Origin of the sequence: Streptomyces glaucescens (assembly GCF_000761215.1) — a bacterium.
GTDB lineage: Bacteria > Actinomycetota > Actinomycetes > Streptomycetales > Streptomycetaceae > Streptomyces > Streptomyces glaucescens_B.
The window spans coordinates 4,505,783-4,530,188 of the sequence record NZ_CP009438.1; the positions used below are offsets into that span (position 1 = coordinate 4,505,783).

The 24,406-nt window shown below is 73.4% G+C and carries 24 protein-coding genes; 13 read left to right on the plus strand and 11 right to left on the minus strand.

Annotated elements, in window-relative coordinates; genetic code table 11:
• Positions 1 to 152: 152 nt before the first annotated feature.
• The 3 genes from SGLAU_RS19525 to SGLAU_RS19535 are packed head-to-tail and all read left to right on the plus strand — an operon-like array spanning position 153 to position 3,262.
• Complete coding sequence (locus SGLAU_RS19525; RefSeq protein WP_043503218.1) at positions 153 to 1,367, plus strand: LolA family protein; 1,215 nt, start codon at positions 153 to 155, stop codon at positions 1,365 to 1,367.
• A 49-nt stretch (positions 1,368 to 1,416) separates the two neighbouring features.
• Positions 1,417 to 2,391: an ATP-binding cassette domain-containing protein gene (locus tag SGLAU_RS19530; RefSeq protein ID WP_043503221.1), complete on the plus strand. Its 975-nt coding sequence runs from the start codon at positions 1,417 to 1,419 to the stop codon at positions 2,389 to 2,391.
• Positions 2,378 to 3,262, plus strand: a complete 885-nt coding sequence (locus SGLAU_RS19535) for an ABC transporter permease (protein WP_052413827.1) — start codon at positions 2,378 to 2,380, stop codon at positions 3,260 to 3,262. Before SGLAU_RS19530 ends, SGLAU_RS19535 begins: the two co-directional genes overlap by 14 nt.
• 3 nt (positions 3,263 to 3,265) lie before the next feature.
• Here the strand turns inward: SGLAU_RS19535 and SGLAU_RS19540 are convergent, their stop codons facing one another.
• Positions 3,266 to 3,844, minus strand: coding sequence for a flavodoxin family protein (locus SGLAU_RS19540; protein ID WP_043503224.1), 579 nt, complete (start codon positions 3,842 to 3,844; stop codon positions 3,266 to 3,268).
• A gap of 490 nt (positions 3,845 to 4,334) precedes the next feature.
• Positions 4,335 to 4,808 (minus strand): DUF6668 family protein, encoded by a 474-nt coding sequence (locus SGLAU_RS19545; RefSeq protein ID WP_043503225.1) that lies wholly within the window; start codon positions 4,806 to 4,808, stop codon positions 4,335 to 4,337.
• 180 nt (positions 4,809 to 4,988) lie between these two features.
• Here SGLAU_RS19545 and SGLAU_RS19550 point away from each other — a divergent pair, with 180 nt between their 5' ends.
• Positions 4,989 to 6,305 carry a hypothetical protein gene (locus SGLAU_RS19550; RefSeq protein ID WP_043503228.1) on the plus strand — a complete coding sequence of 439 codons (1,317 nt, stop codon included), beginning with the start codon at positions 4,989 to 4,991 and terminating at the stop codon, positions 6,303 to 6,305.
• A gap of 22 nt (positions 6,306 to 6,327) precedes the next feature.
• Here the strand turns inward: SGLAU_RS19550 and SGLAU_RS19555 are convergent, their stop codons facing one another.
• From SGLAU_RS19555 to SGLAU_RS19570, 4 genes are all read right to left on the minus strand, one after another.
• Positions 6,328 to 6,804, minus strand: coding sequence for a VOC family protein (locus SGLAU_RS19555; protein ID WP_043503230.1), 477 nt, complete (start codon positions 6,802 to 6,804; stop codon positions 6,328 to 6,330).
• Positions 6,805 to 6,876: 72 nt separating this feature from the next.
• On the minus strand, positions 6,877 to 7,314 hold the full coding sequence (locus SGLAU_RS19560; RefSeq protein ID WP_043503233.1) for a winged helix-turn-helix transcriptional regulator: 438 nt from the start codon (positions 7,312 to 7,314) through the stop codon (positions 6,877 to 6,879).
• 88 nt (positions 7,315 to 7,402) lie between these two features.
• On the minus strand, positions 7,403 to 8,422 hold the full coding sequence (rarD, locus tag SGLAU_RS19565; RefSeq protein ID WP_078957788.1) for an EamA family transporter RarD: 1,020 nt from the start codon (positions 8,420 to 8,422) through the stop codon (positions 7,403 to 7,405).
• Between the two features lie 118 nt (positions 8,423 to 8,540).
• Complete coding sequence (locus SGLAU_RS19570; protein WP_043503236.1) at positions 8,541 to 9,395, minus strand: SDR family oxidoreductase; 855 nt, start codon at positions 9,393 to 9,395, stop codon at positions 8,541 to 8,543.
• A 90-nt stretch (positions 9,396 to 9,485) separates the two neighbouring features.
• Between SGLAU_RS19570 and SGLAU_RS19575 the strand changes: the two genes are divergently transcribed.
• Positions 9,486 to 9,857 (plus strand): winged helix-turn-helix transcriptional regulator, encoded by a 372-nt coding sequence (locus tag SGLAU_RS19575; protein ID WP_043503238.1) that lies wholly within the window; start codon positions 9,486 to 9,488, stop codon positions 9,855 to 9,857.
• Between the two features lie 289 nt (positions 9,858 to 10,146).
• Here the strand turns inward: SGLAU_RS19575 and SGLAU_RS19580 are convergent, their stop codons facing one another.
• The 5 genes from SGLAU_RS19580 to SGLAU_RS19600 all read right to left on the minus strand — a co-directional run bounded on the left by SGLAU_RS19580 (position 10,147) and on the right by SGLAU_RS19600 (position 16,887).
• Positions 10,147 to 11,196, minus strand: a complete 1,050-nt coding sequence (locus SGLAU_RS19580; RefSeq protein WP_043503240.1) for a 2-oxoacid:ferredoxin oxidoreductase subunit beta — start codon at positions 11,194 to 11,196, stop codon at positions 10,147 to 10,149.
• Positions 11,189 to 13,117 (minus strand): 2-oxoacid:acceptor oxidoreductase subunit alpha, encoded by a 1,929-nt coding sequence (locus SGLAU_RS19585; RefSeq protein ID WP_043503242.1) that lies wholly within the window; start codon positions 13,115 to 13,117, stop codon positions 11,189 to 11,191. Before SGLAU_RS19585 ends, SGLAU_RS19580 begins: the two co-directional genes overlap by 8 nt.
• Positions 13,118 to 13,308: 191 nt before the next feature.
• The gene (locus SGLAU_RS19590; RefSeq protein WP_043503245.1) at positions 13,309 to 13,980 is read right to left on the minus strand and encodes a response regulator transcription factor; all 672 of its coding nucleotides are present in this window, start codon (positions 13,978 to 13,980) and stop codon (positions 13,309 to 13,311) included.
• 191 nt (positions 13,981 to 14,171) lie between these two features.
• The gene (locus SGLAU_RS19595) at positions 14,172 to 15,509 is read right to left on the minus strand and encodes a sensor histidine kinase (RefSeq protein WP_043506820.1); all 1,338 of its coding nucleotides are present in this window, start codon (positions 15,507 to 15,509) and stop codon (positions 14,172 to 14,174) included.
• A gap of 151 nt (positions 15,510 to 15,660) precedes the next feature.
• Positions 15,661 to 16,887 (minus strand): sensor histidine kinase, encoded by a 1,227-nt coding sequence (locus SGLAU_RS19600; RefSeq protein WP_043503246.1) that lies wholly within the window; start codon positions 16,885 to 16,887, stop codon positions 15,661 to 15,663.
• 259 nt (positions 16,888 to 17,146) lie between these two features.
• Between SGLAU_RS19600 and SGLAU_RS19605 the strand changes: the two genes are divergently transcribed.
• From SGLAU_RS19605 to SGLAU_RS19640, 8 genes are read left to right on the plus strand one after another with little or no spacing between them, the layout of a single operon-like run.
• The gene (locus tag SGLAU_RS19605) at positions 17,147 to 17,554 is read left to right on the plus strand and encodes an NADH-quinone oxidoreductase subunit A (protein WP_043503248.1); all 408 of its coding nucleotides are present in this window, start codon (positions 17,147 to 17,149) and stop codon (positions 17,552 to 17,554) included.
• The gene (locus tag SGLAU_RS19610) at positions 17,545 to 18,177 is read left to right on the plus strand and encodes an NADH-quinone oxidoreductase subunit B (protein WP_043503249.1); all 633 of its coding nucleotides are present in this window, start codon (positions 17,545 to 17,547) and stop codon (positions 18,175 to 18,177) included. The genes SGLAU_RS19605 and SGLAU_RS19610 overlap by 10 nt, the downstream gene beginning before the upstream one ends.
• The gene (locus SGLAU_RS19615; protein ID WP_043503250.1) at positions 18,177 to 19,733 is read left to right on the plus strand and encodes an NADH-quinone oxidoreductase subunit C; all 1,557 of its coding nucleotides are present in this window, start codon (positions 18,177 to 18,179) and stop codon (positions 19,731 to 19,733) included. The genes SGLAU_RS19610 and SGLAU_RS19615 overlap by 1 nt, the downstream gene beginning before the upstream one ends.
• Positions 19,730 to 20,698 (plus strand): complex I subunit 1/NuoH family protein, encoded by a 969-nt coding sequence (locus SGLAU_RS19620; RefSeq protein ID WP_043503251.1) that lies wholly within the window; start codon positions 19,730 to 19,732, stop codon positions 20,696 to 20,698. The genes SGLAU_RS19615 and SGLAU_RS19620 overlap by 4 nt, the downstream gene beginning before the upstream one ends.
• A 2-nt stretch (positions 20,699 to 20,700) precedes the next feature.
• Entirely contained in the window at positions 20,701 to 21,351 is a 651-nt protein-coding gene (locus tag SGLAU_RS19625; protein ID WP_043503253.1) for a NuoI/complex I 23 kDa subunit family protein, read from the plus strand.
• Positions 21,348 to 22,019, plus strand: coding sequence for an NADH-quinone oxidoreductase subunit J (locus SGLAU_RS19630; protein ID WP_078957789.1), 672 nt, complete (start codon positions 21,348 to 21,350; stop codon positions 22,017 to 22,019). Before SGLAU_RS19625 ends, SGLAU_RS19630 begins: the two co-directional genes overlap by 4 nt.
• A complete protein-coding gene (nuoK, locus tag SGLAU_RS19635; RefSeq protein ID WP_043503255.1) occupies positions 22,019 to 22,411 on the plus strand; it encodes an NADH-quinone oxidoreductase subunit NuoK in 393 nt (130 codons plus the stop codon). The genes SGLAU_RS19630 and nuoK overlap by 1 nt, the downstream gene beginning before the upstream one ends.
• A complete protein-coding gene (locus tag SGLAU_RS19640; protein WP_043503256.1) occupies positions 22,408 to 24,402 on the plus strand; it encodes an NADH-quinone oxidoreductase subunit L in 1,995 nt (664 codons plus the stop codon). Before nuoK ends, SGLAU_RS19640 begins: the two co-directional genes overlap by 4 nt.
• Positions 24,403 to 24,406: the final 4 nt, after the last annotated feature.

Here is a 24,406-nt window from a genome sequence, read left to right on the forward strand (position 1 = left end):
CCGCAGCAGTACGCGGAGTTGATTCCGCGGTCTGACGAAAGCCGTGCCCGCTTTTGGTCAGATGGAGAGCACAGAGCGAAAGCACGGAAAAACAGCCGGTCCTCACCCAATCGGGTGAGAATGGGCGGGCCGACGACGGAGGTAGGGCACACATGGGACCGTACGAATCCGACGACAGCACGACCGCGCGGCGGCGCAAGGCCGCCCGGTACGTCGTTCCGGTCGCGGTGGTGGGGGTGGCGGCCGGAACCATCGGGCTCGTCCCCGCCCTCGCCGACTCCGGCAGCCCCGACCTGCCGAAGATCACCGCGGAGCAGCTCATACAGAAGATCGCCGAGTCGGACGTGCAGCGGCTGTCCGGCACGGTGAAGGTCACCACCGATCTGGGACTGCCGGACCTCGGCGGCCTGGAGGGAGCCCTCGGCGGCGCCGGCGCGCCCGGCGGTGACGCGGACGGCTCCGCCGCCGACCCGTCCGCCAAGCTCACCGAACTCGCGACCGGCACCCACACCCTGCGCGTCGCGGCCGACGGCCCCGACCGGCAGCGGCTGTCGGTGCTGGAGGACGCCGCCGAGTACAGCCTCATCCACAACGGCAAGGACGTCTGGGGCTACGACAGCGCGTCCAACGAGGTCTTCCACGGCACCGCGGACGAGGCCGGGCAGCACACCGCGGAACCCCCCGCCACGCCGAAGGACTTCGCCGAGCAGGCGCTCAAGGCGGTCGACGGCACCACGTCCGTCACCGTCGACGGAACCGCGCAGGTCGCCGGGCGCGACGCCTACAAGCTGCTCATCGAGCCCCGGCAGTCCGGCTCCACGGTCGGCGCGATCAGCATCGCGGTGGACGCCGGGACCGGCCTGCCGCTGAAGTTCACCCTGACCCCGGCGAGCGGCGGCGCCGCCGTCGTCGACGCGGGCTTCACGAAGATCAGCTACGCCCGGCCGGACGCCGCCGCCTTCGACTTCACCCCGCCCGCGGGCGCCAAGGTCACCGAGGAGAGCGAGGCCGGGCGGCCGGTCACCCCCCAGGAGGAGCGGGACCTGGCCAAGGGCCTCGAAGAGACCCTCGGCAAGGGTGCTGCCGGCGGCTCCGCGGGCCCCGGGGGGATGAAGGTCGTCGGCGAGGGATGGACCTCCGTGGCCGTGCTCGGCACCGGCGGCGCGGGCATCCCCGGCGGTGACGAGGTCGGCGGCGACCTGGGCGGCTTCCTCGACTCGCTCGGCGACCGGGTGAAGGGCGACTTCGGCTCCGGCACGGTCTTCAAGACCCGCCTGGTCAACGCCCTGATCACGGACGACGGCACGGTGTACGCCGGTGCCGTCACCAAGGAGACGCTGGTCAAGGCCGCGGAGTCGGAGCGCTAGACCGGCCACGACCGGGCGGCCCGGCCCGAGTGAGGGAGTAAGGGAGTACATGAGCGAACCGCCCGCCACGGCACCGGACGGCGACGACGCGGACGACGGCGTCATCGTCACCCGCGCGCTCACCAAGCGGTACCGCGGCGGGCAGCTCGCCGTCGACGCCCTGGACCTCACGGTTCCCGCGGGCAGCGTCTTCGGCTTCCTCGGCCCGAACGGATCGGGCAAGACCACCACGATCCGCATGCTGATGGGCCTGATCGAGCCGACCTCGGGCACGGCGCGGGTGCTCGGCAGACCCGTGCCCCGGGACGCCCGCGCCGTACTGCCGCAGGTCGGTGCCCTCATCGAGGGCCCGGCCCTGTACGGCTTCCTCTCCGGCCGGGACAACCTGCTGCGCTACGACGCGGCCGACCCCACCGCCGACCCGCGCACCCGGCGGCACCGGGTCGCCGCGGCGCTGGACCGGGTGGGGCTCACGGCCGCGGCCGGCAAGAAGGCCAAGGCGTACTCGCTCGGCATGAAGCAGCGACTGGGTCTCGCCGCCGCCCTGCTCCAGCCCCGCAGGCTGCTCGTCCTCGACGAGCCGACCAACGGCCTCGACCCGCAGGGCATGCGCGAGATCCGCACCCTGGTGCGGGAACTCGCCGACGACGGCACCACCGTCTTCGTCTCCTCCCACCTGCTCGACGAGATCGAGCAGGTCTGCACCCACGCCGCGGTCATGGCCCAGGGCCGGCTGATCACCCAGGGCACCGTCACCGACCTCGCGGCAGGACTGCGCGGCCGGCTGGTGGTGACCACCCCCGACACCGGGGACGCGGTCCGGGTGCTGGAGGAGAACGGCGTCACCGACGTCGTCGTCGCGGGCGACCGGGTCCGCGGGGAGGCACCCGAAGGGGAACTCGCCGACCTCACCGCCGCGTTGGTGAAGGCAGGGGTGCGGGTGCGCGGATTCGGCATCGAGCGTGCCTCACTGGAGGACGCGTTCATGGCGCTCACGGGGGAGGGGTTCGATGTCGCGGGCTGAGACCGGCACGCCGGTCGCGCGCACGCCGAGCCCCCTGTGGTCGCTCGGCCTCCTCCGCAGCGAGCTGGCCACCACCTTCCAACGCTGGCGCACCCTCGCCCTGCTGGGCGTCCTCGCCGCCGTGCCCGTGCTGGTCGGGGCCGCCGTGAAGATCGAGACCGGTGACGGCTCGCCGGCCGGCGGCGGGGGCGGCGGCGAAGGCCCCGCGTTCATCGCCCAGGTCACCAACAACGGACTGTTCCTGGTCTTCACCGCGCTCGCCGCGACCCTGCCGTTCTTCCTGCCCATGGCGGTGGGCGTGGTGGCGGGCGACGCGATCGCCGGCGAGGCGAACGCGGGTACCCTGCGCTACCTGCTGGTCGCCCCGGCCGGCCGCACCCGGCTGCTGCTCGTCAAGTACGTCACCACGATGGTGTTCTGCCTGGCCGCCACCCTGGTGGTCGCCCTGACGGCGCTCGCGGTCGGGGCGCTGCTGTTCCCGCTCGGCGACCTCACCACCATCTCCGGCACCCGGATCGGCTTCGCCGAGGGACTGGGCCGCGCGCTGCTGATCGCGCTCGCCGTCGCCGCCTCACTGACCGGTGTCGCGGCGCTGGGCCTGTTCGTGTCGACGCTCACCAACAGCGGCGTGGCCGCCATGGCAACGACGGTCGGCCTGCTCATCACCGTGCAGATCCTCGACCAGATACCCCAGCTGGACGCCCTGCACCCGTACCTCTTCTCCCACTACTGGCTGTCCTTCGCCGACCTGATGCGCGAGCCGGTCCTCTGGGACGACCTGACGCGCAACCTCGGCCTCCAGGCCCTGTACGCGGCCGTCTTCGGCTCCGCGGCGTGGGCACGGTTCACGGCGAAGGACATCAGCGCCTGAGCGTCACTCCCCGGACGGGAAGCGGGCGAGCGGGGCCTCCTGGGCGAAGAAGGTCTTGGCGCGGGCCAGTGCCTCGCTGTCGTCGAGCACGTCGCCCGGCTTGCTGCCGTTGCCGAGCAGCACACCGCCGAAGCGCATCCCCATGTACGCCGCCGAGTGGTTGAGCGTCCCGATCAGCGGCCCGGCGACCGGGGCCTCGGTGGCGAGGGCGGTGACGCCCCACAGGGTGCGCCCGGCCATCGCGGCGCGGAAGTCGACGCCCGGGGTGCGCAGCCAGGCCGACCAGTGGTCCAGGTAGCGCTTGGTCGGCGTGGTCACCGAGTACCAGTACAGCGGCGAGGCGATCACCAGGTCCGTCGCGGCGAGCGTGGCCTCGCGCAGCAGGACGGAGTTCTCGTGCTCGGGCCGGGCGGCGCCGGTCCCGTGCCGCCGGTCCTCGAAGTCCGGCAGCGGGTGCTCGGCGAGGCTGATCCAGCGCTGCTCGACGTCCTCGGGCAGCTGCTCGGCGGCCCGGCGGGCCAGCAACTCGGTGTTGCCGTCACGACGGCTGCTGCCGAGCAGGAAAAGGAAGCGACGGGACAAGGTTCCCCCCTGGGGTCCGCGGGTCCGCGGGTGCGGACGGCATCGGCATCGGCTCCCGCGTCGCCCCGGGCAACCCGGGAACGACGACGAGCCAGTGCCCGGCATCCTATGCAGCCGCATGGAACAGCCGTTCATTCCCGCCTCCGCCGTACGTCCCGCAGGAGCACCCGGCGGCCGGGAAGGGCCACCGGGAGGGGGTGGCTCCCGGAGGGGCAGCCACCGCGGGGTGAGGGGGGGCTCCGCTGGAGGGGTAGCTCGCCGCGGGGTGAGGGGCAGCTCCGCTGGAGGGGTAGCTCGCCGCGGGTGAGGGGGCGGCTTTCCCGGAGGGGTAGCTTGCCGCGGGTGAGGTGGCGGATCCGCTGGAGGGGCAGCTCACCACAGGGGGAGGTGGCGGCTTTCCCGGAGGGGCAGCTCACCCGCGGGGGGAGGAAGCGACTTCCCCGAGGGACAGTCCACCGCGGGGGAGGGGCGCCGCCCGGCGGGGCGCGTCTCAGTGGCCCGCCTCCGTCAGCCGGGCCAGCGGTTCCGTCCCCCGGGGCGGGCCGCCGCCGAGGTCGCCCAGGCGCCAGGCGGACACCCACGGCACGCGGTACACCCCGACGGCCGCCTCCAGCTCCCCGACGCGCCGCGCGAGCGGACGCGGCAGCCGGCCCGGGGCGTCCGCGACCAGCACCACGCCCTCCAGGCCCAGGTGCGGCGGGGCGGCCCCGCCGTCCCGGAGGTCCGCCAGCGCCCGGGCGACCGCGTCCAGGCCCGCCGCATGGGTGCGCCCCACCAGCAGCACCGCCGGCGGATCGGCGGGGCCCGGCCAGTCGCGTCCGCAGTCCCGGCCGCCGTAGACCGCCGCCAGGGTCGACACGCCGGACCCGCCGTGCGCGCCCACCCAGGAGAAGCGGCGGGGCGGCGCGCTCGCCACCGGTCCGCGGATCCACAGCTCCGGTCCCGGCTGCCCGCCCGTCCGCATGCCCGCTCCCTCCCTCGCCTCCTTCGATCCTGCCCTGCCGTCGAGAGGGTACGGTGACCGGGGGCCGGGCCTTGGGACGAGGCTGTGACACCTCGGTGACCGGAGAGCCGAGGGGCAGCGGAGAGACTCGGCGCCAGGGTCCGCCACCATCTCGCGGACGCGTTTAAGTGAGGGAACCCGATGTCTCGACTCAGCCGCGAGAAGCAGCCGGACCAGCAGCGCCTCGGCGCGTCTTCGGCGACACCGGTCGACGTCCGCGTCCTCGCCGGGGACGGGAGCGGCACGGTGACGGTCGGCGGTTCCCCGCTCGCTCCCGCGCCCGGTGAGGAGCCGCAGCAGTGCGTCCTGAACCACCTGCACCGCATCGCCCTCGCCACCGGCCGTCCCGTCCTCGCCACGATCCACGACGAGCGCATCGGCTACGTCGTCCCGCTGCGGGTCGACCCGGACGGCTCCAGCCACTTCACCGCCCACCCGTCTCCCACCGCGGCCCCCGCCGCCGGTCCGGCCACCGCTCCCGCGCCTGAGCCGGTCCCCGACGGTGCCACCCGGGTCCTGCGGATCCCGCGGGGCAGGGAGCCGCGCCGGCACCCCGTCCAGCCCTCCGCCCCCTCCTGGGACGAGCTCGAGGCGGCACCGGACTCCGCGCCCACCTTCCGGCTGCGGGCCATGCCCGAGCGGACCCCTCCGCCCCAGCCGGTCCCGCAGCCCCGGCCCGCCCCGCAGCCCCCGGTCCCGCAGCCCCCGGTCCCGCAGTCCCGGCCCACCCCGCCGTACCGACCCCAGCCCCTGCCCGTCCCCCAGCCCCAGCCCTCCCGCGCCCCGGGCACGGTCATGCCGCCCACGGGTGCGTTCGGCCCGCCGCCGGACATGGACGGCCCGGCGCAGGCCGTCCACGGCCCGGCGCCGGCCGAGGTGCCCGGCCCCGACTCCGACCCCGATGCCAAGCCCACGCCACCCCGTGGATTCGACGCCGTGGCCGAGGCGGTGCTCGGTGACGACGTGCCCGAACCCGCCGCCGTGCCCACGCCGCTGACCGAGCCCCTGGCCCGCATCGCCGAGGCGGTGAGGGAAGGACGGATCGACGCCGCCTCCGCGCTCGCCGAGCAGGCACTGCGCGACGGCGCGGCCCTGCTGGGCCCGGACCACCCGGAGGCACTGCGGCTGGGCGAACTGGCCGCCTACGCCGCCTACCTGGGCGGGGACCCGCTCCGGGCCTTCCGGCTCTCGGTCGACCTGGTGCACGCCCGGCGCCGTACGGGCGACGCGGAGGCGGCGTACAGCAGTCTGCACGGCGCGGCGACGGCCTGGCGCGCCGTGCGCGACCCGCTGCTCGGCCAGGAGCTCGGGCACGAGCTGATCGCCCTGTGGACCGCGCTGGCCGCCGAGCCGGGCCCGGCCGCCGACGAGGCCGAGCAGCTCCGGTCGGCCCGCACCCGGATGACCCGGCTGGCGGAGCGCGCCCGCGAGGCGGCCGGGGGGCCGCAGGGGGACTGACCGGCGGGTACGGCCGGTCCCGCTACTGCACGCAGAACTCGTTGCCCTCCGGGTCCGCCATCACCACCCATGAGCCGCCCTGCTCCGCCACCTCCCGCAGCACGCTCGCGCCCAGCGCTCTCAGCCGCTCCACCTCGGCGTCGCGGCGGCCCTCGCCCGGGTGCAGGTCCAGGTGGAGCCGGTTCTTGCCGGCCTTCGGCTCGGGCACGCGCTGGAAGAGCAGCCGCCGGCCGAGGCCGGTGCCGGTGTCCGGGTCGTACGGGTCGTCGGGGTGGCGCACGGCGATCAGATCGCGGAAGGCGGGGCGGCCGTGGAAGTCCACCGTGGCCGCGGCGGGCAGCGCGCCGGCGTCCAGCAGCCGCCGGACCAGCGCGCTGTTGTCCTCGGCCAGGTAGCCGAGCGCGGCGGCCCAGAAGTCGGCCTGGCCCTGCGGATCACGGGCGTCGATGACGAGCTTCCAGTGCACGGGGGCGGGCGCGGACGCCGATTCGTCTGTCATGCCGTCAGTTATAGGCGGCGGCACTGACAACGGCCCGTGACCCCGCCCCGGGCAGGCGGTCTTCCGGTGGGGTCAGGCGTCCGCCGCCGCCGCTCGGGCGTCGTAGGCGGCGCGGGCGGCGGCGATCTCCTGCTGGTGCTCCTCCGTCCAGCTCACCAGGGAGCGGATGGTGGCGTGCAGGGTGCCGCCGAGCGGGGTGAGCTCGTACTCGACGCGGGGCGGCACCACCGGGTGGACGGTGCGCCGGACCAGGCCGTCGCGCTCGAGCCGGCGCAGGGTGACGGTCAGCATGCGCCGGCTCACCCCGTCGATCTCGCGGCGCAGTTCGGTGAAGCGCAGCCGCCGGTTCTCCAGCAGGGCGATGACGAGCAGCGACCACTTGTCGGCGATCCGGTCCAGGATCTGCCGGACTTCGCAGCCCTCCCGGCTGTCCCACTGGAAGGGGTCGTCGTGGTCGTCGTGACCGGAGACGGCGCAGTGACTCGGGTGCGAGGACGCGGCTGCTTCCATGCCGGTCGATACCGTAACCGGCCCGCCCCGGAGGCCGGCCGACCTGCCGCCCGTAACCGGCCACGCGCCCCGGAAGCGGTCCGCGTGGCTACGGCTTGGTGTCCACCGGTGCCGCCGCCACCGCCCCGGCGCCGCTCACCAAGACATCGGCGTCGGCGTCGGCGCGGGCGCCGGCGTCCGCGGCGGCGAGCCGGGCCGCGGCCCTGAGGGCGCGGGCCGTACGGCGGGCGGTGCGCAGGGCGTCCCAGGTGAGCAGGGACAGCGCCAGCCAGACCAGGGCGAAGCCGGCCCAGCGCTCGGGCGGCATGGCCTCGCCGAAGTAGAGGACGCCGATCAGGAACTGGAACACCGGGGCCAGGTACTGGAGCAGGCCGATGGTGGACAGCGGGACGCGGATGGCCGCCGCGCCGAAGCAGACCAGCGGCAGCGCGGTGACGATGCCGGTCGCGGCGAGCAGTGCCGCGTGTCCCGGGCCCTCGCCGGTGAAGGTGGAGTCGCCCTGCGCGGTCAGCCACAGCAGGTAGCCGGCGGCGGGCAGGAACTGGATCGCGGTCTCGGCGGCCAGCGACTCCAGGCCGCCGAGGTTGACCTTCTTCTTGATCAGGCCGTAGGTGCCGAAGGAGAAGGCCAGGACGAGGGAGATCCACGGCGGGCGGCCGTAGCCGATGGCCAGGACGAGGACCGCCACGACACCGATGCCGACCGCCGCCCACTGCACGGGCCGCAGCCGTTCCTTCAGCAGCAGCACGCCCAGGGCGATGGTGACGAGCGGGTTGATGAAGTAGCCGAGGGAGGCCTCGACGACCCGGTCGTTGTTCACGGCCCAGATGTAGACGCCCCAGTTGACGGCGATGACGGCCGCGGCGCACGCGATGAGCGCGAGGCGGCGGGGCTGCTTCAGCAGTTCGCCGGCCCACCGCCAGCGGCGCAGCACGAGCAGCACGGCGGCGACGACGACGAGGGACCACACCATGCGGTGGGCGAGGACCTCGGACGCCCCGGCGGGCTTGAGGAGGGGGAAGTAGAGGGGGAACAGCCCCCACATGCCGTACGCCGCGAAGCCGTTCAGCAGGCCTATGCGCTGCTCTGCCCTGGACTTCTCGGCCACGGTTCCTCCTTGGTGCGTTCGTCGCATCGGTCTCGACTGCACGAAGGTAGCGCCCGCCCCCCGCCCGTGTCATGTCCGTATCGCCATACGGTCATGACAGATTCCCGGGGTCGTGGTTTCAGCCGGCGAGTGCCGCCGCGACGGCCTCGGCGAGCGGGGTGGTCGGGCGGCCGGTCAGGCGGGAGAGGTCACCGGTGGTGATCTCCAGTTCACCCTTCTCGATGGACACGTCCACCCCGGCGAAGACCGCGGCGAGCGGCTCGGGCACCCCCGCGCCGGTCAGGATCGCGGTGTACTCCTCCGCGGAGACGGACCGGTAGACGATCTCCTTGCCGGTCTGCCGGGTCAGCTCGGCGGCGTACTCCGCGAAGCCGAACGACGTGTCCCCGCCGAGTTCGTACGTCTGGTTCTCGTGGCCCTCGCCGGTCAGCACGGCGACCGCGGCGGCGGCGTAGTCGGCCCGGGAGGCGGCGGAGACGCGCCCGGCGCCCGCGGCCTGGACGACGGCGTCGTGGGCCAGCACCGGGGCCAGGTTCTCGGTGTAGTTCTCGAAGTACCAGCCGTTGCGCAGCAGCGTGTAGGGCACTCCGGAGGCCAGCAGGATCTCCTCGGTCGCGCGGTGGTCGTCGGCGAGCGCGGCGGTCAGGCTGCCGGGGGCGCTGGTGTAGGCGAGCAGGGCGACGCCGGCCTCCTTCGCGGCGTCGATGACGACCTTGTGCTGGGCGGGGCGGCCCTTGTCGAACTCGTTGCCGGAGATCAGCAGCACCTTGTCCCCTGCGGAGAGGAGGCCGTCGAAGGTCTCGGGCGCGTTGTAGTCGGCGACCGCCAGCCGTACGCCCCGTGCCGCGAGGCCGGCGGCCCTGGTCTCGTCCCGCACGACCGCGGTGATCCGCTCGGCGGGGACCTTCTCCAGCAGCTGCTCGATGACGTGACGGCCGAGCTTTCCGGTGGCTCCGGTGACGACGATGCTCATGATGCGGATCTCCTCGTGGGTGGCTTGTGCACTCACCATAAGTGGCGCGCTAACTTATGGAAAGTACCCACCTTGAAGTAAGGTACTGGCATGGCGGTAAGTGACTGGCGGATCGACGGCGAGGCCATGTGCCCTTACCGGCTGGTGCTGGAGCACGTCACCAGTCGCTGGGGCGTCCTGGTGCTGATCCGGCTCCTGGAAGGCCCGCACCGGTTCAGCGAGCTGCGCCGGGCGATCGGCCGGGTCAGCGAGAAGATGCTCACCCAGACCCTGCAGACCCTGGAGCGGGACGGACTGGTCCACCGCGACGCCAAGCCGGTCATCCCGCCGCGCGTCGACTACTCCCTCACCGAGCTGGGCCGCGAGGCCGCCGAGCAGGTCCGGGCACTGGCGGGATGGACCGAGCGGCGGATGGCCGAGGTGGAACGGGCGCGCCGCGCCTACGACGAGGCCCGCGCCTGACCCCCGCACACCCCGAGCCGCGCCGTGGCCACCGGGGCACACCAACACCCCGAGCCGTGCCGCGGCCACCGGGGCACACCAACCCCCCGAGCCGCGCCGTGGCCACCGGGGCACACCAACCCCCCGAGCCGCGCCGCGGCCACCGGGGCGCACCCCGCGCCATGTGCCGGCCGCCCGGGCACACCGCCGGCCCCGCCCCGGCCCCCGCGAGTCCGCCCGCCCCCGGCATACGACGAGGCCCGGGCCGGAGCCCGGGCCTCACAGGTCGCCTGCGCGTCGCGCGGGCGGCTCAGCCGACGACCGTCCAGGTGTCCCCGCCGGCCAGCAGCGCGGCCAGGTCGCCCTTGCCGTTCTGCTCGACGGCCGCGTCGAGCTGGTCGGACATCAGCGTGTCGTAGACGGGACGCTCCACCGAGCGGAAGACGCCGATCGGGGTGTTGTGCAGGGTGTCCGGATCGGCCAGCCGGGACAGCGCGAACGCCGTGGTCGGTGAGGCGGCGTGCGCGTCGTGGACGAGCACGTCGGCCTCGTTCTCCGGGGTCACCTCGACCACCTTCAGATCGCCGGTGGCCGGGTCCCGTACGACCCCCTTGGACAGGGCGCCGCCGAAGCGGATCGGCTGCCCGTGCTCCAGGCGGATCACCGCCTCCTCCGCCCGCTGCTTGTCCTTCAGGACGTCGAAGGCGCCGTCGTTGAAGATGTTGCAGTTCTGGTAGATCTCGACCAGGGCGGTGCCCGGGTGGGCGGCGGCCTGGCGCAGCACCTCGGTGAGGTGCTTGCGGTCCGAGTCGACCGTACGGGCCACGAAGGAGGCCTCCGCGCCCAGCGCCAGCGACACCGGGTTGAACGGCGCGTCCAGCGAGCCCATCGGCGTCGACTTGGTGATCTTGCCGACCTCGGAGGTCGGGCTGTACTGGCCCTTCGTGAGGCCGTAGATCCGGTTGTTGAACAGCAGGATCTTCAGGTTCACGTTGCGCCGCAGCGCGTGGATGAGGTGGTTGCCGCCGATGGACAGGGCGTCGCCGTCACCGGTGACCACCCACACGCTCAGGTCGCGCCTGCTCGCGGCGAGGCCCGTCGCGATCGCCGGGGCACGGCCGTGGATGGAGTGCATCCCGTAGGTGTTCATGTAGTACGGGAAGCGGGAGGAGCAGCCGATGCCGGAGACGAAGACGATGTTCTCGCGCGCCAGGCCGAGCTCGGGCATGAAGCCCTGCACGGCGGCGAGGATCGCGTAGTCACCGCACCCGGGGCACCAGCGGACCTCCTGGTCGGACTTGAAATCCTTCATGGACTGCTTGGCCTCGGCCTTGGGGACCAGCTGCAGTGCCTCAGTCATCGATGGCCTCCTTCAGGGCGTGGGCCAGCTGCTCGGCCTTGAACGGCATACCGTTGACCTGGTTGTACGGGCGCGCGTCGACCAGGTACTTCGCCCGGATGAGGGTGGCGAGCTGGCCGAGGTTCATCTCGGGGACGACGACCTTGTCGTACGCCTTCAGCACGGTGCCGAGGTTGCGCGGGAACGGGTTCAGGTGGCGCAGGTGCGCCTGGGCGATGCGGCCGCCCTCCTTGCGGATCCGGCGCACCGCGGCGGTGATCGGACCGTACGTCGATCCCCAGCCGAGGACGAGGGTGCGGGCTCCGTCCTGGTCGTCGACCTCCAGGTCGGGGACCTCGATCCCGTCGACCTTGGCCTGCCGGGTGCGGACCATGAAGTCGTGGTTGGCCGGGTCGTAGGAGATGTTGCCCGTGCCGTCCTGCTTCTCGATGCCGCCGATCCGGTGCTCCAGACCCGGGGTGCCGGGCACCGCCCACGGCCGGGCCAGGGTCCGCGGGTCGCGCTTGTACGGCCAGAAGGTCTCGCTGCCGTCCTCCAGGGTGTGGTTGGGCGCCTGGGCGAACCGCACCTGGAGGTCCGGCAGCTCGTCCGGCTCCGGGATCCGCCAGGGCTCGGAACCGTTGGCCAGGTAGCCGTCGGAGAGCAGGAAGACCGGGGTCCGGTAGGTCAGCGCGATCCGCGCGGCGTCCAGGGCGGCGTCGAAGCAGTCCGCCGGGGTGCGCGGCGCCACCACCGGGACCGGCGCCTCGCCGTTGCGGCCGTACATCGCCTGGAGCAGGTCGGCCTGCTCGGTCTTGGTGGGCAGGCCCGTGGACGGGCCGCCGCGCTGGATGTCCACGATCAGCAGCGGCAGCTCCAGCGAGACGGCGAGACCGATCGTCTCCGACTTCAGCGCCACACCGGGGCCGCTCGTCGTGGTCACCGCCAGCGAGCCGCCGAAGGCCGCGCCCAGCGCGGCGCCGATCCCGGCGATCTCGTCCTCGGCCTGGAAGGTGCGCACCCCGAAGTTCTTGTGCTTGCTCAGCTCGTGCAGGATGTCGGAGGCCGGGGTGATCGGGTAGGAACCCAGGAACAGCGGCAGATCCGCCTGCCGGGACGCGGCGATCAGGCCGTAGGAGAGGGCCAGGTTCCCGGAGATGTTCCGGTAGGTGCCCACCGGGAAGGCCTGCGCGGCCGGTGCGACCTCGTAGGAGACCGCGAAGTCCTCGGTGGTCTCGCCGAAGTTCCAGCCCGCGCGGAAGGCGGCGATGTTGGCCTCGGCGATGTCCGGTTTCTTCGCGAACTTCGTCCGCAGGAACCGCTCGGTGCCCTCGGTCGGCCGGTGGTACATCCACGACAGGAGACCGAGCGCGAACATGTTCTTGCTGCGCTCCGCCTCCTTCCGGGTGAGGTCGAAGTCCTTGAGGGCCTCCACGGTGAGCGTGGTGAGCGGCACCGGGTGCAGGCTGTAGCCGTCCAGCGAGCCGTCCTCCAGCGGGCTCGCCTGGTACCCCACCTTCTGCATCGCCCGCTTGGTGAACTCGTCCGTGTTGACGATGATCTCCGCGCCGCGCGGCAGATCGCCCACGTTGGCCTTGAGGGCCGCCGGGTTCATCGCGACCAGCACGTTCGGCGCGTCGCCCGGGGTCAGGATGTCGTGGTCGGCGAAGTGCAGCTGGAACGAGGAGACACCGGGGAGGGTGCCGGCGGGCGCCCGGATCTCGGCCGGGAAGTTCGGCAGCGTCGACAGGTCGTTGCCGAAGGACGCGGTCTCGGAGGTGAAACGGTCACCGGTGAGCTGCATGCCGTCACCCGAGTCCCCCGCGAACCTGATGATCACTCGGTCGAGCCGGCGGACGTCCTTCGTCCCCGCCGGTTTGCGCTGCTCTCCGACCACGGCTCCGTCGGCCTGCTCCGCTGGGCTACTGACCTGGCTCGTCACTGAACTGGACCTCCCTCGAGGCGGCTGTCGGGGAGCGGCCTTCCGCAGGCGTTCCCAGGATCAACCCTACGACCGTGAGTGGTCCGCGCCTTCGGTAATGCGCACGAAGACCACCGGCGCGTACCGCCGTACGACCCGTCCGGACGCCTGACTGGCACCTGACCGCCACCGCCCCCCACCAGGCGTGAGAATTAGGAATTGAGATACGTCAAAACGGCGAGGACCCGCCGGTGATCGCCCTCGCTCGGGGACAGCCCGAGCTTCAGGAAGATGTTGCTGACGTGCTTCTCCACCGCGCCGTCGCTCACCACGAGCTGCCGCGCGATGGCGGAGTTCGTCCGCCCCTCCGCCATCAGCCCCAGCACCTCGCGCTCCCTGGGTGTGAGCCCCGCGAGCACGTCCTGCTTGCGGCTGCGGCCGAGCAGCTGGGCGACGACCTCCGGGTCGAGTGCCGTACCGCCCCGGGCGACCCGCACCACCGCGTCCACGAACTCACGCACCTCGGCTACCCGGTCCTTCAGCAGATACCCGACCCCCCGGCTGGATCCGGCCAGCAGCTCGGTGGCGTAGCGCTCCTCCACGTACTGCGAGAGCACCAGCACGCCGAGCCCCGGATGCGCCTTGCGCAGCTGCACGGCCGCGCGCACGCCCTCGTCGGTGTGGGTCGGCGGCATCCGCACGTCGGCGACGACCACATCGGGCAACGCGTCCTCGGCGGACAGCTCGGCCATGGTCTTGATCAGGGCCTCCGCGTCCGCGACACCGGCGACGACCTCGTGCCCACGGTCGGTCAGCAACCGGGTGAGCCCCTCCCTGAGCAACACCGAATCCTCGGCGATGACCACCCGCACCCTGTCCTCCACGCCTTTGGCCCCCAGCCGACCCGCCGCGATCTGTACGGGACCAGCATCCCAGCAATCGGGGCGGGCGGTGGGGGAGGTGACAGGTTTAGGCAGGTCTTGATGCGGCCGGCGTCCGCCGGACGGGCCGGACGCCCGTGCGCACCGGGCGTGCGCGGCTCACGCCGGGCGCCGCCCGGCGCGCCCGGCGGGCGCTAACCGCGCCAGGGGAGTTCGGCCGTGACCCGGGTGGGGCCGCCGGCCGGGGAGTCCACGACCAGGATGCCGTCCACCGCGTCGAGGCGTTCCGCGAGGCCCGCCAGCCCGGAGCCGGCACGGGCGTCGGCACCGCCCACCCCGTCGTCCACGACCTGGAGCATCAGCCGGTTCTCCGACCGCCACACGTCCACGGACGCCGACCGGGCCCCGCTGTGCTTGCTGACGTTCTGCAGCAGCTCGGAGACGGTGAAGTAGGCGATGCCCTCGATCGCCGCCGCAGGCCGCGACGGCAGATCGACCTCCACCCGCACCGGCACCGCGCAGCGCGAGGCGACCGCGGAGAGCGCCGCGTCCAGGCCGCGGTCGGTGAGGACGGCCGGGTGGATGCCGCGTGCCAGGTCCCGCAGCTCCTGCAGCGCGGTCTTCACCTCGCCGTGCGCCTCGTCCACCATCCGCGCCGCCGCCTGCGGATCCTGCGCCAGCTTCTCCTTCGCCAGGCCCAGATCCATGGCGAGCGCGACCAGCCGGGCCTGGGCGCCGTCGTGCAGGTCGCGCTCGATGCGCCGCAGATCGGCAGCGGCCGTGTCGACCACGACCCCGCGGTCGGACTCCAGCTCCACCACCCGCGACGCCAGCCGCGACGGCCCGAGCAGGCTGTGCACCAGCAGCCGGTCGACCGACGTGAGCGCCCGTACGATCCACGGCGTGGCCAGCGTGAACAGCAGCCCCACCAGTGCGGTGACGGTGATCTCGAAGGGGTTGTCGAGGTAGATCCGGTGGTTCTCGTCGCCGTACAGCTGCAGCCCGCCCTGCCCGCCGTACAGGGGGAACACCCAGAACCACAGCGGATACGTCAGCAGCGCCCACCCGTACGCCCAGAAGGACACCGCCACGCCGAACGAGAACACCGCCCACGGGAAGTGCAGCACCGCGTAGAGCAGGTGCCGCCAGGACGTGCCGCTCCTGAGGACCGCCACCATCCAGCCCATCGCGCCGTCCTTGCGCACCCTCAGCGGCTCGGGGTCGGCCACCCGCATGCCGAGCAGCGCCCGCGCCCGCGTGCGCTCCAGCGCGCCGAGCCCCCGGCACCCGGCGAGCCCGGCCGCCAGCACGGGCACCCCGAGGAAGGTCACCAGCAACCCCGCGCCGAGGGAGACCATGGTGACGGCGTAGGTGAAGAGCAGTATGCCGATCGGCAGGCCGAGCAGGACGTACCCGAGCTCCCGCCAGCTGCGCGCCTCGAACGGCGCCCGGAGCCCGGCGGGCAGCCGCGCCCCGCGCACTCCCCGGTCCTCCCGTCCGTACCCGTACCCGTGCCCGTACTCCGTGGCCATCTGCGTCGTCCCGTTCTGCTCGTCCCGGATCGCCCTGTGTGTCGTGCTCTCCACCCTGCCGGGCGGCGCCCTCGCGAGCCATGGAGTCCGTCGGCCTCTTGGGAGGGGGGTTTTCCCTACCCCCGGCCCGCCCGTGGAGCGCCGTGCGCCGTCACGTCCGCGCGGCCGCCGGCCGGTCCCGCCACGGCAGCTCGGCCGTGACCACGGTCGGCCCGCCCTCCGGCGAGTCGACGACGAACAGCCCGTCCACGGCGTCCAGCCGCTCCGACAGCCCCCGCAGCCCGCTCCCGGCGTCCAGCCGCGCACCGCCGCGGCCGTCGTCGTGCACCTGGATGAGCAGCCGGGTCTCCGACCGCCACACCTCGACGGAGGCGGACGCCGCCCCGCTGTGCTTGCTGACGTTCTGCAGCAGCTCGGAGACGGTGAAGTAGGCGATGCCCTCGATGGCCTCGGCGGGCCGCTCGTCCAGGTCGACCGTCACCTTCACGGGCACCGTGCAGCGGGAGGCGACCGCGGAGAGCGCCGCGTCCAGGCCGCGGTCGGTGAGGACGGCCGGGTGGATGCCGCGTGCCAGGTCCCGCAGCTCCTGGAGCGCCAGCTTCACCTCGCCGTGCGCCTCGTCGACCATCGCCGCCGCCGCGTCCGGGTCCTCCAGCAGCTTCTCCTTGGCCAGGCCCAGTCCCATGGCCAGCGCGACCAGCCGGGCCTGCGCCCCGTCGTGCAGGTCGCGCTCGATGCGGCGCAGATCGGCCGCGGCCGTGTCGACCACGACCCCCCGGTCGGACTCCAGTTCGGCGATGCGCCGCTCCAGCTCGTCGGAGGGCGACAGCAGCCCGCGCACCATCGCCCGGTCGGCGTTGGCGAGGCCCCGCGCGATGAACGGCAGTACCGGCCACGCCACGAACAGCGAGGCCAGCGCGATGGTGAAGGTGAGGACTCCCCAGGGCAGCCGGATGAGTTCGTAGAGGACGGTCCGCCAGCCGACCGGGTCCTTCAGCGTCATCCACAGGTGCGGGAAGAAGCCCTCACCGCCACCCCGGCGCGCGCGCAGCGGCAACGGGCTCGGTTCGTCGATCCGTATCCCGAGCAGCGCCCGGGCCCGCGCCCGCTCCAGCTTGCCGAGCAGCCGCGCGCCGAGCAGTCCGGCCGCGAGGAGCGGGAACCCGACCACCGTGACGGTCAGGAAGGCGCTGGTGGACAGGGCCGTGACCACGTAGACGAAGCCCAGCAGGGACACCGGCAGATTGGCCAGGAGGTGCGCGATCTCCTTCCAGGTGTGAACGTCGTAGGCGAGACGGGGCGGTGGCGGGCGGTGGTCGCCGCCGTCACCGGGCGGCGCCGCCTGCGCCGGGCTCGCGGGCGGGAAGTGTTCGGTCATACGGGTCAGCGTGCCTGGCCGCGTGCGGTCGCGCCATGAGGTGCGCCGCCCGGCCCGGGCGGGGGAAAACCCCACCCCCGCATCTCAACGTGTGACGGGCTGCTTACCGCCTCCTTGACAGGCCCTAGACTCGCCTGCGTACAGATCACTCGAGTTCGAACGCCGTTCGAACGGGACGCGGAAGGTTTCAGCGGTTCTGTTCTAAGTTGTTCGAAGAACGTCGAGGTCACGTCGAGTTTCAGGGAGCGAGGGGACGGACGTGCGGGAACCGACCGTCGAACCGGCTGTGGTCGTCGCGGCGGACTACTTCCAGTCCTATTCCGTCGTCGGACTGCTCGCCGCCGTCGGCGTGCTCTTCGTCGCCGTGGCCTTCGGCGCGGGCCGCCTGCTGCGCCCCGTCGTGCCCACGCCGGAGAAACTGCTGACCTACGAGTGCGGCGTCGACCCCGTCGGTGAGGGCTGGGCCCACACCCAGGTCCGCTACTACGTCTACGCCTTCCTGTACGTGATCTTCGCCGTCGACTCGATCTTCCTGTTCCCCTGGGCGACGGTCTTCGCCGACCCCGGCTACGGCGCCGCCACCCTCGTGGAGATGTTCATCTTCCTCGGCTTCCTCGCCGTGGGCCTGCTGTACGCGTACAAGAAGGGCGTCCTGACATGGACGTGACCCCCAAGCCCGACCCCGAGCCGACCCCCGGGCCGGTTCCGCTGCCCGAGCCGAAGCGCCTCGGCACGCTGGCGCGCCTCGCGCCCGAGCCGATGAAGGTGGTCCTGAACTGGGGCCGCCGCTACTCCCTGTGGGTCTTCAACTTCGGCCTCGCCTGCTGCGCCATCGAGTTCATCGCCGCGTCGATGGCCCGCCACGACTTCATCCGCCTCGGCGTGATCCCCTTCGCCCCGGGCCCCCGCCAGGCGGACCTCATGGTCGTCTCCGGCACGGTGACCGACAAGATGGCCCCCGCCGTCAAGCGCCTGTACGAGCAGATGCCCGAGCCGAAGTACGTCATCTCCTTCGGCGCGTGCAGCAACTGCGGCGGCCCCTACTGGGACTCCTACTCCGTCACCAAGGGCGTCGACCAGATCATCCCCGTCGACGTCTACGTCCCCGGCTGCCCGCCCCGCCCCGAGGCGCTGCTCCAGGGCATCCTCAAGCTCCAGGAGAAGATCGCCCGCGAGTCGCTGGGCGAGCGCTACGGCACCCGGCCGGCCCGCCCCTCCACCGCCGCCCTGCAGAGCGGACCGGTCCGGCCCCCGGCCGCCGGCGGGTCCGCCGCCGAGGGAGGCGCGTGATGAGCACGGTCGGCTGGCTGCCCGGCCCCGCCGGGGAACTGTTCGGCGCCGAGGCCACCGCCGAGGAGTCCTACGAGGTCCTGACCGTCGACGTCCCGCCGGAGTCCTGGACCGCGGCCCTGCGCACCGCCCGCGACGAGCTGGGCTGCACCTACTTCGACTGGCTGAGCGCGGTCGACGAACCCGGCACCGGCTTCCGGGTCACGGCCCACGTCGTCGCGCTGTCCCCGGTCCGCCGCCTGCTGCTGCGCACCACCGTGCCCCACGAGGCGCCCCGGCTCGCCTCCGCCGTCGGCGTCTACGCGGGCGCCGCCTGGCACGAGCGCGAGACCCACGAGATGTTCGGCGTGTCCTTCGACGGTCATCCCGGCCTGGACCACCTCCTCCTCCCCGAGAACTTCGAGGGCCACCCGCTGCGCAAGGACTTCGTCCTCGCCGCCCGCGTCGCCAAGGCATGGCCGGGCGCCAAGGAGCCGGGGGAGGCGGAGCACGGCGGACCCAAGCGCCGTCAGATGCTGCCCCCCGGCGTCCCCGACCCCAACGAGTGGGGACCCCTGAAGGGCCAGCTTCCGCCCGCCCCCGCCCGCCCGGCCCGTGGCGCGGCCCGCCCGGCCGCCGCGGGCGACCGGCCCGTACGGCGCACCCGGACGGCCGGGGAGGGCTCGGCGAGCCAGACGGCGGCTCCCGGTGCCGGTGCGGGCGCCGGTGCGGGCGCCGAGGTGCCGGCCCGGCCGCGGCGCGCCCGGAGCGCGACCCAGGGCTCGGCGTCCCAGCGTGCGGCGGCCGGGGGAACCCCGGAGGCCACGGAGCGCGCCCCCCAGGAGGCGGCCGGCGCCGGTGCGCCGACGGTCCCGCAGGCCCCCGAGGCCCGGCCGAGGCGGGCCCGCAGCGCGAGCGGCGGCTCGGCCTCCCAGCGTGCCCAGAGCCCGGCACCGGCGGTGCCGGAGGCTCCGGCGCCCCGTCCCGCCGCGGCTCCCCGCAGCCCGGACGCGCCCTGGCACCACGCCCGCCCGGCGTTCGACGGCGAGCCGGAGCCGCACCCGAAGCAGCCGGACCCCGCGTCGAAGCCCGAGCCCCGGCCCGAGGCCGCGTCCCGGCCTGAGTCCGAGCCCGCGTCCCGGCCCGAGCCCGAACCCGAGTCTCGGCCTGCGCCTGGGCCCGTGGCCGTGGCAGCGCCTGGGCCGGATCCGGCGCCCGAGTCCGAGTCCCGGCCTGAGTCCGAGTCCCGGCCCGAGCCCGAACCCGCGCCAGCGCCTGGTCCGGATCCGGCGCCTGAGCCCGAGTCCCGGCCTAAGCCCGAGTCCCGGCCCGCGCGAGTGCCCGAGCGGGGGCCGGTTCCCGCGCCCGAGCCCGAGCCCGCGCCTGGGCTGGAAAAGCCGGACGCGGCCCCGGAAGCCGCCCCGGAACGCACATCCGGAGCCACCCCGGACGCAACCCCCGGAACCGCTCCGGACGCGACCCCCGGAACCGTTCCGGACGCGACCCCCGAAACCACCCCGGAACGCACCCGCACCCCGGAAGAGACCCCCGAAGACCCCGCAGGAGGCCCGCGGTGAACGACGTGCTCGACGTCGCCCTGCGACTTCTCGTCGTCTTCGGCGTCTTCCTCACCTTCCCGCTGCTGGTCGGCCAGACCGAGCACAAGGTGATGGCCCACATGCAGGGCCGCCTCGGCCCCATGTACGCCGGCGGCTTCCACGGCTGGGCCCAGCTCGTCGCGGACGGCGTGAAGTTCGCGCAGAAGGAGGACGTGGTCCCCGCCGGAGCGGACCGCCGCATCTTCCAGCTCGCCCCCGCCGTCGCCCTGCTGCCGTACCTGCTGGTGCTGCTCGCCATCCCGATCGGCCCCGGCGAGGGAGCGGTCGGCGAGGTGATCGACGCGGGCGTCTTCTTCGTGCTCGCCGTGATGGGCGTCGGTGTCCTCGGCTCCCTCATGGCCGGCTGGGCCAGCGCGAACAAGTTCTCCCTCCTCGGCGGTCTGCGCACCGCCGCCCAGCTGCTCGCCTACGAACTCCCGATGCTGCTCACCGCCGCCTCGGTGGCGATGGCGGCCGGAACGGTGTCCATCCCCGGCATCCTGAACGCCTTCGAGTGGTGGTGGCTGCCCTGGCAGATCGTCGGCGCGATCGTGTTCTTCGTCGCGGGCCTCGCGGAACTCCAGCGCCCGCCCTTCGACATGCCGGTCGCCGACTCGGAGATCATCTTCGGCGCGTACACCGAGTACACCGGCCTGCGCTTCGCCCTCTTCCTCCTCGCCGAGTACGCCGGGATCGTCGTCCTGTGCGGCCTGACCACCGTCCTCTTCCTGGGCGGCTGGCACGGCCCCTGGGGAGCCGACGGCCTCGGCTGGGTCTGGACGCTGCTGAAGACCGCCGTCCTCGCCTTCATCGTGATCTGGCTCCGCGTCACCTACCCCCGGCTGCGCGAGGACCAGCTCCAGAAGCTCTCCTGGACCCTCCTCGTCCCCCTCTCCCTCGCCCAGATCGCCCTCACCGGCGTCGTGAAGGTGGTGATCCCGTAGCCATGGCTCCCTTCCCCGGCTCCGGCCTGGCCAAGGGCCTGGCCGTCACCCTCCGCACGATGACGAGGAAGACGGTCACCGAGCAGTACCCGGAGGTCCAGCCCGAGCTCCCGCCCCGCACCCGTGGCGTGATCGGCCTGTTCGAGGAGAACTGCACGGTCTGCATGCTCTGCGCCCGTGAGTGCCCGGACTGGTGCATCTACATCGACTCCCACAAGGAGACGGTCCCGGCCGCCACCCCGGGCGGCCGCGAGCGCAGCCGCAACGTCCTCGACCGCTTCGCCATCGACTTCTCGCTCTGCATGTACTGCGGCATCTGCATCGAGGTCTGTCCTTTCGACGCCCTGTTCTGGTCGCCCGAGTTCGAGTACGCCGAGACCGACATCCGCGACCTCACCCACGAACGGGACAAGCTCCGTGAGTGGATGTGGACCGTCCCGGCCCCGCCGGCCCTCGACCCGGGCGCCGAGGAGCCGAAGGAGCTGGCCGCCGCCCGCAGGACGGCGGAGAAGCTCGCCGCCCAGCAGCAGCCCCCGGCCACCGAGCCGCACGCCGACGAACAGGCGCGCGCCGCCGAGTCCCCCACTCGCCCGCACGGCGACTCGCAGCAGCAGAGCGAGCAGCCGAGGCCGCAGCAGGAGGGCACGGAATGACCCTCGCAGCCGGGACCCACGGCTTCCTCTCCCCGACCGGCGTCGAGATCGCCTTCCTCCTGGTCGGGCTGGTCACCTTCGGGGCCGCGCTCGTCACCGTCACCACCCGGCAGCTCGTGCACGCCGCGCTGTGGCTGGTGGTGACCCTCGGCGGCCTCGCCGTGGAGTACCTCCTGCTCACCGCCGAGTTCATCGCCTGGGTGCAGGTCCTCATCTACGTCGGTTCCGTCGTCGTCCTCCTCCTGTTCGGACTGATGCTCACCAAGGCGCCCATCGGCCGCTCCCCGGACGCCGACTCCGGCAACCGCTGGGCCGCCCTCGCGGTGGCCCTGGCGGCGGCTGCCGCCCTGGTCTGGGTCGTGGTGGACGCCTTCCGCACCACCTGGATCGACCTGGACGGCCCGGCCGCCGGGTCCACCGAGGTCACCGGCGAGAGCCTCTTCCAGAACTGGGTGCTGCCCTTCGAGGCCCTGTCCGTCCTCCTCCTCGCCGCCCTGGTCGGCGCGATCGTCCTGTCCCGCAAGGGGAAGGCGACCGCGACGCGGACGGAAGCGGGGACGGGAGCGGCGGCGGACCGCACGCGGGCGGACGGCACGCGGGCGGACGGGGCCGACCGGACGGACACCGCGGCCACGGCCGCCGAACCCGGCAAGGACGGTGTCCGCTGATGCACCTCGCCTATCCCGCCGTACTCTCCGCCCTCCTCTTCTGCACCGGCCTCTACGGCGTCCTCGCCCGCCGCAACGCGATCCTGGTCCTGATGTCGGTCGAGCTGATGCTCAACGCCGTCAACCTCAACCTGGTCGCCTTCGACGTCTGGCTCAGCAGGACCGCGGAGGAGACCCTGCACTCCGGCCAGGCGCTCACCCTGTTCACCATCGCCATCGCCGCCGCCGAGATCGGCATCGGCCTGGCGATCGTCCTCGCCGTCCACCGCAACCGCGGCACCTCCGACATCGACAAGCTCCGCGACACCGCCGAAGGCCACGAGAGCGAGGGCCACGAGACCGACATCCCCGCGACCGAGACGGGCGCCGAGAAGGCTGAGGCCACCGCGTGACCACGACCACCCTCGCCGTACTCGTCCCCGTCCTGCCCTTCCTGGGCGCCGCCGCGGGGCTGACGCTCGGCCGCTCCGCCCCCGGCTTCGTGCGCCCGCTCGCGGTCCTGCCGACGCTCGCCGCGCTCGCCCTCGCCGTGGTCGTCGCCGTCCACCAGGGCGGCGACGAGGCCGTCGACGCCGCGACGGAGCTGGCCCCCACCGGCTCGGTCCCCGTCGAGCTGGCCCTGCACATCGACGGGTTCGCCGCGCTCGTCGCCGTCGTGGTCGCCTTCGTCGCGACCTGCGTGCAGATCTACTCGACGGGATATCTGCGCGACGACCCGCGCTACCCCTCCTACGCCGCGCTCGTCTCCCTGTTCACCTCCGCGATGCTCCTCGTCGTCTACTCGGGCGACCTGATGGTGCTGCTGGTCGGCTGGGAAGTCATGGGCATCTGCTCCTACTTCCTCGTCGGCCACTACTGGGAGACCCCGGAGGCCCGCGCCGCCTCCCTCAAGGCCTTCCTGGTGACCAAGCTCGGTGACGTCCCCTTCCTGATCGGCCTGTTCGCGCTGGCCACGGACGCCGGGTCGTTCCGCATCACCCGGGTGCTGGGCACCGTCGCGAACGGCGGCCTCGACCACCCGACGGTGATCGCCCTGCTGCTCCTGGCCGGTGTGGCGGGCAAGTCGGCCCAGTTCCCGCTGCACACCTGGCTCCCCGACGCGATGGCCGGCCCCACACCGGTCTCCGCGCTGATCCACGCCGCGACGATGGTCGCCGCCGGTGTCTACTTCATCGCCCGGCTCCTCCCGGTCTTCGAGGCCTCGCAGGCCGCGATGGTCGTCCTCGCCGTGATGGCCGCCGTCACCATGGCGGGCTCGGCGCTCGCCGCGCTCGCCCAGGACGACATCAAACGCGTCCTCGCCTACTCGACGATCGGCCAGCTCGGCTACATGACCGGCGCGCTCGCCGTCGCCGACCGCGGCGCCGCCGTCTTCCACCTCCTGTCGCACGGCGCCTTCAAGGCGCTGCTGTTCCTCGCCGCCGGCGTGATCATCCACGCCACCGGCACCAACTCGCTGGCCGCCATGTCCCGCATGCGGAACCTGCGCGACCGCGTCCCCGACGCCTACTGGACGATGACCGTGGCGCTCCTCGCGCTCGCCGCGATCCCCCCGTTCAGCGGCTTCTTCTCCAAGGAGGCCGTCCTCGGCGCCGCCGAGCACGTCACGGCCGGCCACACCGAGCACGCCCCCGCCGCCGCGGGCTGGATCGTCCTCGTCACCGGCCTGGTCACCGCGCTGCTCACCGCCGCGTACGCGATGCGGCTGTGGCTGCTCGCCTTCCGCGGCCAGGGCGCCGAGGCCCCCGACCACGGCCGCCAGCCCGTCACCATGACCGTGGTGCTGTGGGTGCTCGCCGCGCCGTCCCTCGCCCTCGGCGGGTTCGCCTACCAGTCCTTCCCGGGCTGGTTCGACGGCGGTGACCTCGGCCCCACCCTCACCACCTCCGTGCTCGGCACGGGCGCGGCCCTGGTCGGCGGGATCGCCGCCTACGCGGCCTGGCGCCACACCGCCGCGCTCGCCGCCCGGGTGCCGATGGGCGCGGTCGCCGCCCACCCGGAGGGCGACGCCGGCCAGGTCGAGGCCGAGGCGATCGCCAGCCACGCCCCCGCCTACGGCGACGTCGCCCGGGCCCCCGACCCGGCCGACCCGGGACGGCTGCTGCTCGGCCCGCTGCACCGGCACGCGGCCGCCGGCTTCCACCTCGACGCCGTGTACTCGGCGCTGTTCGTCCGCCCGGTGCGGGCCGGCGCGCGCCTGGTGCGGTTCCTCGACCGCGAGGTCGTCGAGACCTACGTACGCGGTGCGGGCACCCTTCCGCGCTGGCTCGGCGCCGCCGTGCGGCGCGCCCAGACCGGCAATGTGCAGACCTATGTGAGCGCGCTGCTCGCCGGCACCGTCGTCCTGGCGGTCGCCGTCGTCCTCGTCGCCACGGGAGCGTGAGCAG